Genomic DNA, 11,690 nt, shown 5'->3' with positions numbered 1-11,690 from the left:
ACCGGCACCGCCGAGCACGGATTCACCCGCTGGCTGCTCATCCGCCGGTCGATCACCGACCCGACCGAGCACGCCTACTACCTGTGCTACGGACCGGCCGACACCAACGACGAGGAACTCATCCGCGTGGCCGGCACCCGGTGGGCCATCGAGGAGTGCTTCCAGACCGCCAAGGGACAAGTCGGCCTGGACGACTACCAGGTACGCCGCCACGACGCCTGGTACCGCCACATAACACTCGCTATGTGCGCCCACGCCTTCCTCGCCGTCACCGCCGCCCAGGCGCAAAAGGAGGCACCACCGACCGGGCCGGACTCGTTCCCCTCAGCCTCGCCGAGGCTCGACGTCTCCTGGCACACCTGATCACCCGCAGACGAACCCGCGACCACGTCAATCGATGGTCATGGTGGCGACGCCGCCACCAGTTCCGAGCCAAAACAAGCCACTACCAGCGAAGACAACGACTCAGCGAAGTGCGGCTGGAGTACTAGTACGGCAGCCGCCGTTCGAGATCCCGCCGCTGTGAGTGGGTCGACGTAGAGGCCACCGCTTGATCGTCCGTACGTCGTGGACACTTCAGATCTGGCGGCGGCCGCGTGCCGCAGCGCAAACCCTGCTGCTTGGAAGCGGGTCATTGCCAGCGGCGCCGCCCTGCCGCTCGGTGATCGCACTGACCAGCTCGCCCTCGCGCAATGCTCGGATGTTTCGCGGGCCGGTTCGCACGGGTGGAGCGGCGTCGTGCGGCGGCGGCACGGCGAGTGGCGTCACGAGCTCCACCTGGCGCCGCGTCGGCGGGTGACCGCGCTCGGCGGCAAGCAGGAGGCTGTGGGCGTACCCGTCCAGGGCTGCGGGGATCGCGGCCTGGCGCGCGCATACACGGGCCCAGCCGTCCTCGTAGGCTGCGTTCTCGGCATCGCGGCCGGGCACCGCGGAGTCGACGGGCTGGCGGATGAGCTGGAGCGGGCCGGTAGCCGCCACGTGCAGTTCGCGCAGGTCCTCCCCGGCATCGTGGAAGGCGATGCAGCCGTTAGGCGAGGTGAGCGTGCAGCGGACTCGCCGCGGGCAGCGCCCCGTGCAGGGTCTCCAGCTCGCGCAGGGCGCGGACGGCGAGATCGGCGCGGGCCTGGTGACCGTCCGGACTGTAGTCGGTGAGCCCGTCGACCTCCTGCTCGCCGACCTCGACCACTGCCGCGCACGGGTCGAGGCGGGCCACCTCGCGCAGGACCCGGCTGGCGAAGTCCTCGATCACGGAGGCGATGCTAATGCGGTGACCGCAAACGTTCGCCGGGTCGGGTGCCGGGGAGTTTGTCGTACTGGTGGTGTTGGGTGTGGTTGTGCCTCGTCGTCGGGATCCTGCCGCGAGCCTCGGGTGGTGCATCGCACCGCGCGTGTGGCGTTGCGGGTGACGTCAGGGCAGCGGCGGCGGTGTTTCGGGCTGCTGCGTTCGGCTGGTGATGTGTGGGCGTGTGTGTTGGAGGTCAACGGGTGGCGGCGTCGTCGCCGGGATGTGCCGCTGGTGGGCTATCAGGAGTTGTGTCGGGTGTTGGCGGTGTCGGGGCCGGGCACGTTCGGGGAGTTGGATTCGACGGGTGCCCGGTCGGTGTTGCGCCGATTCTCCGATGCCTGGTTCGCGGCGGTGAAACGGCGCAACGATGGTGATGTGTCGGCGCGTTTCCCGCGGCGTCGCCGCGGGCTGGTGCCGGTGCGCTGGTATCACGGCACGTTCACCCTCGACGGGCATCGGGTCCGGGTCCCCTGCGCCAAGGGTGCTCCGCCGTTGTGGGTGCGGTTGGTGCGGGAGTTGCCGTATCCGGTGGAGCAGGTCCGGTCGGTCACGCTGTTGTGTGAGGGCGGCCGGCTGTTCCTGGACGTGACCGCTGAGGTGCCGGTGGCGGCTTATCCGCCGGGTGAGGGGCCGGACCCGGCCAGGGTGGCGGGGGTGGATCTGGGGATCATCCATCCGTAGCGTTGGCGGGCCCGGACGGTGCGGGGTTGTTGGTGTCGGGGCGGGCGGTCCGCGCCGAGCACCGCATGCACCTGGCGGATACGAAGGCCCGCCGTCGTGCGGTCGCGCGGCGGGCGCCGAAGCCGGGGCAGAAGGGGTCGCGGCGGTGGCGTCAGTACCGGCGTCGGGAGCGGCTGGTGGAGGGCCGGCATCGGCGTCGGGTTCGTCAGGCCCAACACGAGGCCGCCTGCCAGGTGGTGTCCTGGGCGGTACGTCAGCGGGTCGGTGTGCTGCGCGTGGGGGACCCGCGTGGGGTGCTCGACCTACCGGCGGGGCGGCGGCACAACCTGCGGCTGCGGCAGTGGCAGATCGGCCGGCTCCTGCAGGTCCTCACCGACAAAGCCACCCTCGCCGGCATCACCGTTCACCTCGTCGACGAACGTGGTACCTCGTCGACCTGCCCGGCCTGCCGGCGGCGGGTACCGAAACCCCGCGGCCGGACCCTGTCCTGCCCACACTGCACTTTTGTCGGGCACCGCGACCTCGTCGCGGCCGCCACCATCGCCACCCGCACCCCGGGCGGCGGAACCACCACCCCCACACCCGCTCGGGTGCCCGGGGTGCTCACGCACCGTCGAGCCGGACGACACCTCCCCGGTGCCGGCCAGTCCCGACGTGACCCCCGCCGCCCACACCAGGCGGCGCGAGGATCAGTTGGCCCGCGGAGGCCCGCCCCACCACCGCGTGGGGAGTCGCTCGCCCAAAAGGCGAGGATCCACAACACCCACCGGACACCCGGTGAACGTTAGTGGACACCGCACTAGCCCTGTCCTGCATGGCGCATAGGGACCTGCGCAGGATCTGGCCAATCCCTCTTCCGATCATGGAGTCGGTGCGGCAGCGGCACGCGCCGCAAAATGGTTGGACGGTGTCACGGGCGGGCTGGTAACTTCCGTCGCGCCGTGACACTGCCTGAGGAGGTGAGACCCGTGAACGTTTGTATCGATGTGGGTGCTCCCCTCGTCGTCACGGGCCGGCTACTGACGTAGGTGTCGCCGGGAGCGCCCTCAACAATGGCGATCCCGAAAGGCACCAAATTATGAATCCTGTGGAAGTCAGCCACGCCGTGCTGATTTCGCGCGTCGCAACCGGCCAATGGCATGCGCTGGAGGACGACCTCGTAGTCGGCCGCGGCGAGGCGTCGCACCGGCCGGACGGGCGGATGTTCGTCAGCATCGACGCCTGGCACGGCGCGGCCTTCGACCGGCTGGCTGAGACCATGCTGACGGCCCTGCAGAGGCCGCTACACACGGTGGTCGACGAGGCCGACCTCGGCCTGACCGCCCAGTGGCAGCGAGCCGGCTTCACGACGCGGCGCCGCGAGTGGGAGTACTCGGTGCCTACTGACCCACGCGTCACGGGCCTCGACTCGGCTCTGCCGCCGTCCGGCGTGACGGTAAGGGCCTTCGGCAGTGCCGAGGACGCTCCGCTACGCGCCCTGGACCGCACGATCCGCGACGAGGTTGAGGCCGGCCCCGGATGGCAGGACATGCCGGCCGAAGTACTGGCCCGCCCCGTGCTCGATCCGTCGAAATACGCCGTGGCCGCACAGTCCGGCCGATACGTGGGTCTGCTGCGCGTCGCGACGGTGACCCGGCTGCCACGCATAGGGCTGATCGCCGTCCGGGCCGACCATCAACGCCGCGGCATCGCCCGAGCGCTGCTGGCACACACGCTGGGTGCGCTGCATCGCATCGGCAAGGAAACGGCATCGGCCGAGGTGACCGAATCCAACGAGGCCGCAACGGCACTGTTCGAGGGCATCGGCGCCTGGCGCACCGGCAGCAACCTCGAACTGGTCCTCCGCTGACCGCGAACGAAAGGAGGCGCTGACCATGGCAAGAACATCAAACGGTATCGAACTTGAGGGCACCGTCCTGGAATGCCTGCGCAACGCCACCTTCAGGGTGGAACTCCAGAACGGCCACAAGGTACTGGCCCACATCAGCGGAAGAATCCGTAAGAACTACATCAAGATCCTTCCGTACGACCGGGTGCTCGTAGAGCTGAGCCCCTACGACCTGACACGAGGCCGAATCGTCTACCGCTACCGCAGCTAGGGCCGCTTCCGGCGGTGCGGGCAACCGGCCTCCGGGTCGATCGCCCGCACCGCTGGATTCGCCTTCAGCTGCCCACAAGCCGGACCCGGAGCCTGGCCGCGGCGCGGGCGGACATCACCCGGCCGTGCCGACGGCAACGGGCAGCCCTGGCACCTCGGCTCGCTGCTGCTCCTAACGCCCTGTCAGCGCCTTCTTCCACCCGGCCACCCGCGCTATTCGATCACCGGAGCCCGAAAGAAGACGGATACGAGGGCGCCACCCGCGAGAAGCGACAGAGCGTAGCGCGCGATTGCGGCGGATGTGTGCGGTGGAGTCCAGTGGTTCGCCGGCTGGTTGGTATGTCGACGAATTGCCGAGCTTTGTGGGTGGCATCAGGGCGGTGACCGCCATGGGGCCACGGCGAGAAACCTCTCGACCCAGACCTGGGCGATGCTGCATGCGTGCTCGCCGGATCCTGATGTGCACCCCGGACCCACCTCCACGCCGCGTCGATGATCGGAGACACTTTCACCGTGCGAAACGACCTCGACCAGATCGAAGCGGCGTTCGTCGGCACGCCACTTGCCGGCCTGCCGGTCGGGCACGGCCCGTCGGGCACTGTCCTCGTCACCGACATCGACCCCAATCGCCTGCACGAGGCCTGGCAGGCTGCCGACGCACTGGTGCCGGTCATCGGACGCCGGCCCGTGATGGTCACCAGCGACTTCGACGACGGGCTGAGGATCCGGCCCGAGCCCGAGCCGGGTCCGTCGGAGTCGGAGCTGCGCGCGTTCGCGGAGGCCGCCGGGTCTTCCGAACCCTGGCTGACCTACCGCCACTACAGCGAGGACGAGGAGATCGACGAGGGCGAGGTCGAGTACTACGCGCGCGGCGTGGCCGGCGTCGACCTGGACCTGTCGGCCCTGGTGTCGGACGTGCCGCTGCCGGCTGAGCGTCAGGCGCTGGAGAGGGCGCTGTACGACCGGCTGCTCGCCGACGCCGACCTGTACGCCCGGGTGCTTGGCAGGGTGCGGTTCCTGACGCAGACCGACTACTGGTACACGCCGCACAGCGTCCTGCTCATGCTGATGCCCACCAGCGACGTCCGCAGCTCCGGGTACTGGGTGGACTTCTACGGTGCGCTCACCCCGGAGTACCAGCAGAGGCTCGCCGAGGTGTTGGCGCAGTGGCGTCGCCGGTGGGACGCCCGCCTGGTCGCGTCATGGGGCACCATGCTGCAGTTCCAGGTGGGTCGTCCCCCGGCGCCGGGTGACGAGGCGTGGACCGCGGCCGGCCAGCTCAAGGCGCTCGCCCCAAACCTCGACCTGCACCGGTGGGAGGTCGCCGTCGCCCTGTCCGCCGGTGACGCGTGGTTCGTGCACAACCGGCCCTGACAAACTCGACCAGACCGTGACCCGCCGAGCTCGGCTGTCGCCTGCGGACTGAGCCGCTCCTTGAGGTCGTGACCCTAGCTCCGCCGCGCCGGCCCCCTCATCGGCACGTCCGGATGTAGCGCCCGGGCGTTCACCTTCGTCGCCGGTATCGGGCCGGCCTTGACCTTCGTTCGCACGCGGTCATGTGCGACCGCGCGCGGACCGCCGCCTGATGCAGTCCGGGGCAAGGCCACCTTGCCTCTCGCCCCAGCTCAGGGCCACGGCGGCGGCTCATGGCAGGACGATCGTGAAGTCCCTGTGAGTTCTGCGGTTCAGCGGAATGCCGATCTTGACGGGGCGAGCGATCTCCCCGCAGCTGATGCCCAGCCCTTTGGGCGATGAGCCGTTCGGGGCGAAGGGGCACAGGGTCGTCGAAGACGGCCGACACCTGGACGGGCCAGGGGCTTTCGGGAGGGGACGGGGCGAGCAGTTCCCAGCATGAGTCCCACTCCAGGGCGAACCGGTTGCGCCTGGCAATCAGCGGGTCGAGAAGAGCGCGGGCCAGGAGGGAAGGGGAGTTGCCGGAGTAGCGCTTTAGAAGGATCGGATCCAGGTACCGGACCGGGACGCGATCGTGGGTGATTTTGCTGGTGCGGCCGCAGGAAACGCAGGCGACCAGGAGCCAGATGTCGAGGAGTGTGCTGTTGGCATTGACACGGAACTTGCCGTCGCCGGGGCTGGCGAGGTCGGAATGGCAGTGGACGCAGCGGAACGTGAGCAGGGGAAGGCGCGTGCGCCGAAGGGGCCAGGACAGCACGATATGAGGACGCGTAGACATGATCTCTCCGAAGACCTGACGGAAGGCATGGGAAAAGAGCCGACGGTGACGTCGGCGACCGATGCACGGGAAAGGTGTCAGGTCTAAAGAGCAGGCGGTGTCACGCGGGGTGAAGTCCTCTGTGAGTGGGTCGGAGAAAAAGATCCAGTTGCAAGGTAGGGCGGGACGGGCTGGCGGGGCCACCCATTTTTGTCCTGGTGCCGAGCACTGAGGGGCGGGGCGGCGAGCTGGGCGTCGACCACGCGCCGATCCTCCCCGCGGCCCCGTTCTGCGGTATTCCGGCCCTTTCAGACTTGTTTCTCCCGCTGGCCTTCGCCCTGTCGCTGAGCGGCGAGGCCGCTGATGTCATCAGCCGCGAGGACCACTCGCCGTACGGGGCGACCGCCTACCAGGCGGTGTTGCCGCACCGCTCCGCCAAAGCGAAAGCAACGGCTTTTGATCAGATGCACGCTCGTGCCGCAGATCGCGCGCAAATAGGTGTGACGGTCCTTCGGTGGCCGCTCGAGGTGCGGTCGCGCCGACGACCGGGCCGTGGCGTTGTCAGGGGAGAGCCGGCCCGTGTGTTACCGCAGGAGCGAGGTAGGCACCGTGAGGTCCTCCGAGGCGTAGAGGTTCGTGATGGCGTCGGGATCGTCGGTGGCGCAGACTGCGGCGATAGTGTCAATGAGTTCGTCGTATTCGGGACCGGTGTCGCCCTTGTAGGAGGCCGCCATCCGTCCCCACTCGTCCCACGGCAGCATCTCCACCTTGTTCAGCGCGGCGAGATCCCTGATTGCGTTTCCCCGGATCTCGGCCGGCCCCCAGTTCTCGGTGCCGTACACGCCGAAGGTCGCCGCATCGATATGCCCCCGCCGAAAGGCCGCCCACGCCTCACCGCCGGTGAGGAACTCGTCGGTGGCGAGGTCTTCGGGTCTCGCAACGAGGGAGCCGCCCAGGATTTCGGAGTCGATCCGCACCCAGCGGCCGTCTTGGCGGTACTCGGTGATCCAGTGGTCCACGCCCTGGCCGGGTTGGAAATACGTGGCGAAGCCGCAGCGGGCCCGGGCCGCGATCCCGCGGTACCGCAGCAAGGCACAGCTGAGCACGGCGAAGTGCCGGCACGTGCCGATCACCCGCCGGGAGGGGTGGCGTGCGGCGATCAGCGGGGCCGCGTCGAGGGCGAGCAGGGCGCCGATCAGACCGTTGACGGGACGGAGCTGGTTCTCGGCGAACCGCTCGACGCGCACGCTCAGGCCCTTCGCGTCAGTCGGCTGGACGACGAGATCGTGAACAAGGCGGCAGATCTCCACGGCCTCGCCCGGGAGAGCCGCCAGCGCAGGCTCATGGACCGTGTCGATCCTCGTCAGTGGACCTGCCACCGCGTAATCGATCACCCTTGTCATGCCGGGCATCGTAGGCGCCGCCACCCAGCTTCGCTGTCCCACTGACCAACGCGACCGCCTCGCGGACATCTGCCGCGGACTCGGCGCCGTGCCTGGCGACGAGGGACCAGTCCATGCATCAGTAGAGCTATCCACGGATACTGGACCGGCCCGCACGACATCCGCGTTTGCCGCGACCCGCGCGTTACGGAGCGTCATGTCGAGTGAACGGAGCTGCACGAGCCACGCAGCTTGGGCCTGCGGTGGACGGGGGCGACAGTGCTGACCGTGTCGGCCTGAGCCTGGGCGGCCGACGGGGGCGCACTGATCACCAAGCGCAGGCCGCGTAGTCCTTCAGGAAGCAGCCGTAGAGGTCTTCGCCCTGTTCGCCGCGGACGATCGGGTCGTACACCCGGGCCGCGCCATCGACCAGGTCCAGCGGGGCGTGGAAGCCGGCATCCGCCAGTCGCATCTTCGTCGGGTGGGGCCGCTCGTCGGTGATCCAGCCGGTATCGACGCTGGTCATGAGGATGCCGTCGGCCAGCATGTCCTGGGCGCTGGTCCGAGTCAGCATGTTCAGCGCGGCCTTGGCCATGTTGGTGTGGGGGTGGCCTGGCCCCTTGTAGCCGCGGGCGAACTGGCCCTCCATCGCCGACACGTTCACCACGTACTTGCGACGGGCGGTCGCTGCGGCCATCGCCGGTCGCAGCCGGCTGACTAGCACGAACGGCGCGGTTACGTTGCACAGCTGCACTTCGAGCAGCTCGACCGGGTTCACCTCGTGTACCCGCTGCACCCAGCTGTTGACCGGGTCGAGGTCTGGCACCAGACCGCCGGCGTCGATGGCGGTGGCTGCCGCGATCCGTTCTGGCGAGGCGGAGCCGCTGGTCAGCGCCAACGCGGTGAGCGCGTGCGGGGTGAGGGTGGCCGACTTCGGCGGGGCGGTCAGGCTGCCCGTCGGGTCGCCCCGGCCGGCCGGTTTGGCGAACGTGATCATCTCCGGCAGCGGGCCGTCCGGCAGGGCCGCCGCCTCCGCGGCGACGAGCTGCGAGTACGCCCCGGGCGTGCGGCGGACGGTCTGCGCCGCGTTGTTGATCAGGATGTCGAGTGGTCCCTGGCCGCTGACCGAGTCAGCGAGGGCGATCACCTGGGCGGGGTCGCGCAGGTCGATCCCGACGATTCGCAGGCGGTGCAGCCAGTCCTCGCTGTCCGGCATCGCGGCGAATCGGCGGACCGCGTCGTGTGGAAACCGCGTGGTCACCGTGGTGTGCGCGCCGTCGCGCAGGAGCCGCAGCGCGATGTACATGCCGATCTTCGCCCGGCCGCCGGTGAGCAGCGCGCGCCGGCCGGTCAGGTCGGTGCGGGCGTTCCGGCGCTCCCGATTCAGCGCGGCGCAGGGCGGGCAGAGCTGATGGTAGAAGGCGTCCACCTCGCGGTAGCGCTGCTTGCAGACGTAACAGCCGCGCGGATTGTGGAGGAAACCGGCCGTGGCACCCACGGTGGGGGAGACGAGCGGGATGCCCTGGGTCTCGTCGTCGATCCGGCCCGGGGCGCCGGTCGCGGTGGCCGCCGTCACCGCGCGGTCCGCCGCCGCGATCGCATCCCTACGTTCCTCGCGTCGCCGCTGCTTGATCACCTTGTAGAACTTCGCGGTGGCCCGCTGCACCCGCACCACGTCGGGGTGATCGGGAGGCAGGTCCTCCAACGCCTCAAAGACGCTGAGACAGGTCTCCAGCAGGCCCCGATCGATGCCGTATTGACCGGTTTCCGCAATGTTGTCCGCCGCCATGCCGTCGCTGTCTCATCCCGTTTCCTGCGCCGGATCTGCCCGGCCCACCCCAAGTCCGACCCGGAACTGTACGCACCGCAGGGTCTCCGACGCACCCCGCGTCGCGGGTCGGGGCGGTCGCCGACGTCGAAGTCACACCCGCTGGTACCAACCACGCGCTGAGGCGCCTGCTCCCAGCGATGCCGTCGCACCCCGGACGCGCTACAGCGACTCCCATCAGGGTGCCTTCTTTACTACTGCGGTCGATGGCAATCACCAGTGGCGGTTACCGCGCGGCCGCGGCCCGTCGACGCGCCACCCGGGATGAGCTCCGTGTCCGTGCTTCCGGAACACCGCGTCCCCCCGGCCAGCTCCAGAGCGAAACCACTGCCCGGCAGGCAACCGCCGGCGGGGGTGCGGCGTGACTAGGGGTACGACCAGGCGGGGAGGGAGGGGACGCATGTCAGGCGAGGAAAGCTTTGACGCGTTCTACCGAGGTAGCAGGCAGCGGCTTTACGACTGCCTGTACGCCCTCACGGGCAACGCCGCCGAGGCGCAGGACGTGGTGCACGAGGCGTACGCCCGGGCCTGGCAGCGGTGGTCGACGGTCGGCGAGTACGCCGATCCGGAGGCCTGGGTACGGACGGTCGCCCGCCGCGTCGCGGTGAGTCGCTGGCGGCGGGCCCGTTCGGCGCTGCATGCCTACCGTCGTGCCGGCCCTCCGCCGGACGTGCCCGGCCCCAACCCGGACAGCGTTGCGCTGGTCGGCGCGCTCGCCCAGTTGCCGCCCGCTCAGCGGACCGCCTTGGTGCTGCACCACCTGGTCGGCCTACCGGTGGCTGAGGTGGCGCGGGAGACCGGCGTGCCCGACGGCACCGTGAAGGCCCGCCTGTCCCGCGGCCGGCGAGCGCTCGCCAACCTGCTCGAGGCGACACCTTCGGAGGCGCACAATGTCTGACGGATTCGAGAGCACGTTCACGCCGCTGCGGGGGCAGCAGCCGCCGGCGCCGTTCGCGTCCCCCGAGGCGGTCCGCCGTCGCGGACGGCAGCGCTCGCAGCGCCAGGCGGTCGTTGCCGGCCTGGCCGTCGTCGCCGTGGCGGGGGCGGGGGCCGGCTCGGTCGCGAACCTCGGGCCGGGCGACGGCTCGCCAACCCCCGGCGCCAGCCGGACGACCGTGGCGCCGAGCGGCACCGGGTCGCGGAGCGTGGTGCCGAGCCCGACGACCCCGGCAACGAGCGCCCCGCCGAGCCCGAACGGCAGCGGCAGGCCTGACCCCGGCGTGGCGGACTTGGGCGCCCTCATGCTCCGGCCGGCGGATCTCGGGCCGGGTGCGTGGCGGAAGCAGTTGCCCAGCGAGCCGTTCTCCGGCGACACGTGGCGCTGGGCCGATCTGTGCGCGGCCTACCGCAGCTCCGACTACCAGTCGCTGCGCCGGCAGGCGGACCTCGACTTCACCGGGTACGCCACCGGCTCGGCCGGGTACGTCTACGAACACCTGCACAGGTATGCGGGCGGGTGGGGTCCGAGGGCGCTCGACGACGTACGTCACGTGCTGGCCACCTGCGCCGGCACGGCGACACCGTCGACCGCGCCCGGAAGTCCGGCGCCCCGCAGGTTCACCGTCGTGGGCACCGACTTCGCCGGGGACGAGGCGCTGCTCGTCCGCGAGGAGCAGTGGTACTACGAGGGTGAGACGCTTGCCGCCGATCCGATCGTGACGCTCGTCGCGGTGGTCCGGGTCGGCGACCTGGTCGGCACCGTGATGTTCTCGCCCGACCGGGACGAGCCGTACGCGCGGATGGTCGCCACGGCGGCGGCGGGCCGGCTCGCGGCGGGGTAGCCGACGGCGGACGCGCGTGGCGACAGCTCGGGCCGGGCGGCGGCCGGTCAGATGCCGGAGGTCGCGGCGGCGACGGCTTCGGCGATCAACCGGACTCCGTGGGCGTCGTCGCGTTGCAGCAAGGCGTGGCTGGTCGCGTCGGTGTCGGCCGTGTCGTGCTCGTCCAGGAGCAGGTGCAGCAGTCAGTTCGGCGATGTCGTGGCGTTCGGCATGGCAGGCCAGATCGTGGCCGGTCATCGCTCGGTCGGACCACGGTGACGAGTACTCCGAGACGACGGCGCGCCAGGCCACGTACTGCATCGACCTCCCTAGCTCCGCCGCTGTTGACGCATGCCGTGCAGAGTTGGCGGAGCTGGGCGCGCAGCGATTGAGTTGCGTCCCGCAGAGTGGTGTGTGGCAGGCCCGTTGAGGTGGGCTTGGCGTAGACGTGAGGCGGCCACCGCGTGATTCTTCGATCTGAGTTCC

Annotated in this window: 12 protein-coding genes and 1 pseudogene; 8 read left to right on the top strand and 5 right to left on the bottom strand. The window is 70.1% G+C overall.

Annotated elements, in window-relative coordinates; genetic code table 11:
- Nucleotides 1-363 (top strand): annotated as a pseudogene (locus AB0F68_RS34290) (IS701 family transposase); the annotation flags it as partial.
- 213 nt (nt 364-576) lie between these two features.
- Here the strand turns inward: AB0F68_RS34290 and AB0F68_RS34285 are convergent.
- Both AB0F68_RS34285 and AB0F68_RS34280 read right to left on the bottom strand, forming a co-directional pair.
- Complete coding sequence (locus AB0F68_RS34285) at nt 577-978, bottom strand: hypothetical protein (protein ID WP_357345891.1); 402 nt, start codon at nt 976-978, stop codon at nt 577-579.
- A gap of 49 nt (nt 979-1,027) precedes the next feature.
- On the bottom strand, nt 1,028-1,249 hold the full coding sequence (locus AB0F68_RS34280; RefSeq protein ID WP_357345889.1) for a hypothetical protein: 222 nt from the start codon (nt 1,247-1,249) through the stop codon (nt 1,028-1,030).
- Nucleotides 1,250-1,372: 123 nt separating this feature from the next.
- Between AB0F68_RS34280 and AB0F68_RS34275 the strand changes: the two genes are divergently transcribed.
- The 5 genes from AB0F68_RS34275 to AB0F68_RS34255 all read left to right on the top strand — a co-directional run bounded on the left by AB0F68_RS34275 (nt 1,373) and on the right by AB0F68_RS34255 (nt 5,438).
- Nucleotides 1,373-1,966 (top strand): hypothetical protein, encoded by a 594-nt coding sequence (locus AB0F68_RS34275; protein WP_357345887.1) that lies wholly within the window; start codon nt 1,373-1,375, stop codon nt 1,964-1,966.
- 65 nt (nt 1,967-2,031) lie between these two features.
- Nucleotides 2,032-2,754 carry a zinc ribbon domain-containing protein gene (locus tag AB0F68_RS34270; protein ID WP_357345885.1) on the top strand — a complete coding sequence of 241 codons (723 nt, stop codon included), beginning with the start codon at nt 2,032-2,034 and terminating at the stop codon, nt 2,752-2,754.
- 290 nt (nt 2,755-3,044) lie between these two features.
- Nucleotides 3,045-3,815 carry a GNAT family N-acetyltransferase gene (locus AB0F68_RS34265; RefSeq protein ID WP_357345883.1) on the top strand — a complete coding sequence of 257 codons (771 nt, stop codon included), beginning with the start codon at nt 3,045-3,047 and terminating at the stop codon, nt 3,813-3,815.
- Between the two features lie 25 nt (nt 3,816-3,840).
- The gene (gene infA, locus AB0F68_RS34260; protein WP_357345882.1) at nt 3,841-4,065 is read left to right on the top strand and encodes a translation initiation factor IF-1; all 225 of its coding nucleotides are present in this window, start codon (nt 3,841-3,843) and stop codon (nt 4,063-4,065) included.
- A 512-nt stretch (nt 4,066-4,577) separates the two neighbouring features.
- Nucleotides 4,578-5,438, top strand: a complete 861-nt coding sequence (locus tag AB0F68_RS34255; RefSeq protein ID WP_357345880.1) for a DUF4253 domain-containing protein — start codon at nt 4,578-4,580, stop codon at nt 5,436-5,438.
- Nucleotides 5,439-5,568: 130 nt separating this feature from the next.
- On the opposite strand, the gene AB0F68_RS34250 is transcribed toward AB0F68_RS34255, so the two are convergent.
- The 3 genes from AB0F68_RS34250 to AB0F68_RS34240 all read right to left on the bottom strand — a co-directional run bounded on the left by AB0F68_RS34250 (nt 5,569) and on the right by AB0F68_RS34240 (nt 9,405).
- On the bottom strand, nt 5,569-6,255 hold the full coding sequence (locus tag AB0F68_RS34250; protein WP_357345878.1) for a DUF1062 domain-containing protein: 687 nt from the start codon (nt 6,253-6,255) through the stop codon (nt 5,569-5,571).
- 563 nt (nt 6,256-6,818) lie between these two features.
- Entirely contained in the window at nt 6,819-7,637 is an 819-nt protein-coding gene (locus AB0F68_RS34245) for a transglutaminase domain-containing protein (protein ID WP_357345876.1), read from the bottom strand.
- Nucleotides 7,638-7,944: 307 nt separating this feature from the next.
- Nucleotides 7,945-9,405, bottom strand: a complete 1,461-nt coding sequence (locus AB0F68_RS34240) for an SDR family NAD(P)-dependent oxidoreductase (RefSeq protein WP_357345875.1) — start codon at nt 9,403-9,405, stop codon at nt 7,945-7,947.
- A 439-nt stretch (nt 9,406-9,844) separates the two neighbouring features.
- Between AB0F68_RS34240 and AB0F68_RS34235 the strand changes: the two genes are divergently transcribed.
- Entirely contained in the window at nt 9,845-10,342 is a 498-nt protein-coding gene (locus AB0F68_RS34235; protein WP_091261928.1) for a SigE family RNA polymerase sigma factor, read from the top strand.
- Entirely contained in the window at nt 10,335-11,225 is an 891-nt protein-coding gene (locus AB0F68_RS34230; RefSeq protein ID WP_357345872.1) for a hypothetical protein, read from the top strand. The genes AB0F68_RS34235 and AB0F68_RS34230 overlap by 8 nt, the downstream gene beginning before the upstream one ends.
- The last annotated feature ends 465 nt before the right edge of the window (nt 11,226-11,690 follow it).

It is taken from the genome of Micromonospora sp. NPDC023966, assembly GCF_040639095.1.
Lineage (GTDB): Bacteria > Actinomycetota > Actinomycetes > Mycobacteriales > Micromonosporaceae > Micromonospora.
This window is presented reverse-complemented; position numbering and strand designations above follow the sequence as displayed.

What these genes read in the sequence shown, in the direction of transcription:
- AB0F68_RS34270 (WP_357345885.1), top strand. Translation starts at nt 2,032, where the DNA reads ATGCACCTGGCGGATACGAAGGCCCGCCGTCGTGCGGTCGCGCGGCGG.
- AB0F68_RS34265 (WP_357345883.1), top strand. Translation starts at nt 3,045, where the DNA reads ATGAATCCTGTGGAAGTCAGCCACGCCGTGCTGATTTCGCGCGTCGCA.
- infA (WP_357345882.1), top strand. Translation starts at nt 3,841, where the DNA reads ATGGCAAGAACATCAAACGGTATCGAACTTGAGGGCACCGTCCTGGAA.
- AB0F68_RS34250 (WP_357345878.1), bottom strand. Translation starts at nt 6,255, where the DNA reads ATGTCTACGCGTCCTCATATCGTGCTGTCCTGGCCCCTTCGGCGCACG.
- AB0F68_RS34245 (WP_357345876.1), bottom strand. Translation starts at nt 7,637, where the DNA reads ATGACAAGGGTGATCGATTACGCGGTGGCAGGTCCACTGACGAGGATC.
- AB0F68_RS34240 (WP_357345875.1), bottom strand. Translation starts at nt 9,405, where the DNA reads ATGGCGGCGGACAACATTGCGGAAACCGGTCAATACGGCATCGATCGG.
- AB0F68_RS34235 (WP_091261928.1), top strand. Translation starts at nt 9,845, where the DNA reads ATGTCAGGCGAGGAAAGCTTTGACGCGTTCTACCGAGGTAGCAGGCAG.
- AB0F68_RS34230 (WP_357345872.1), top strand. Translation starts at nt 10,335, where the DNA reads ATGTCTGACGGATTCGAGAGCACGTTCACGCCGCTGCGGGGGCAGCAG.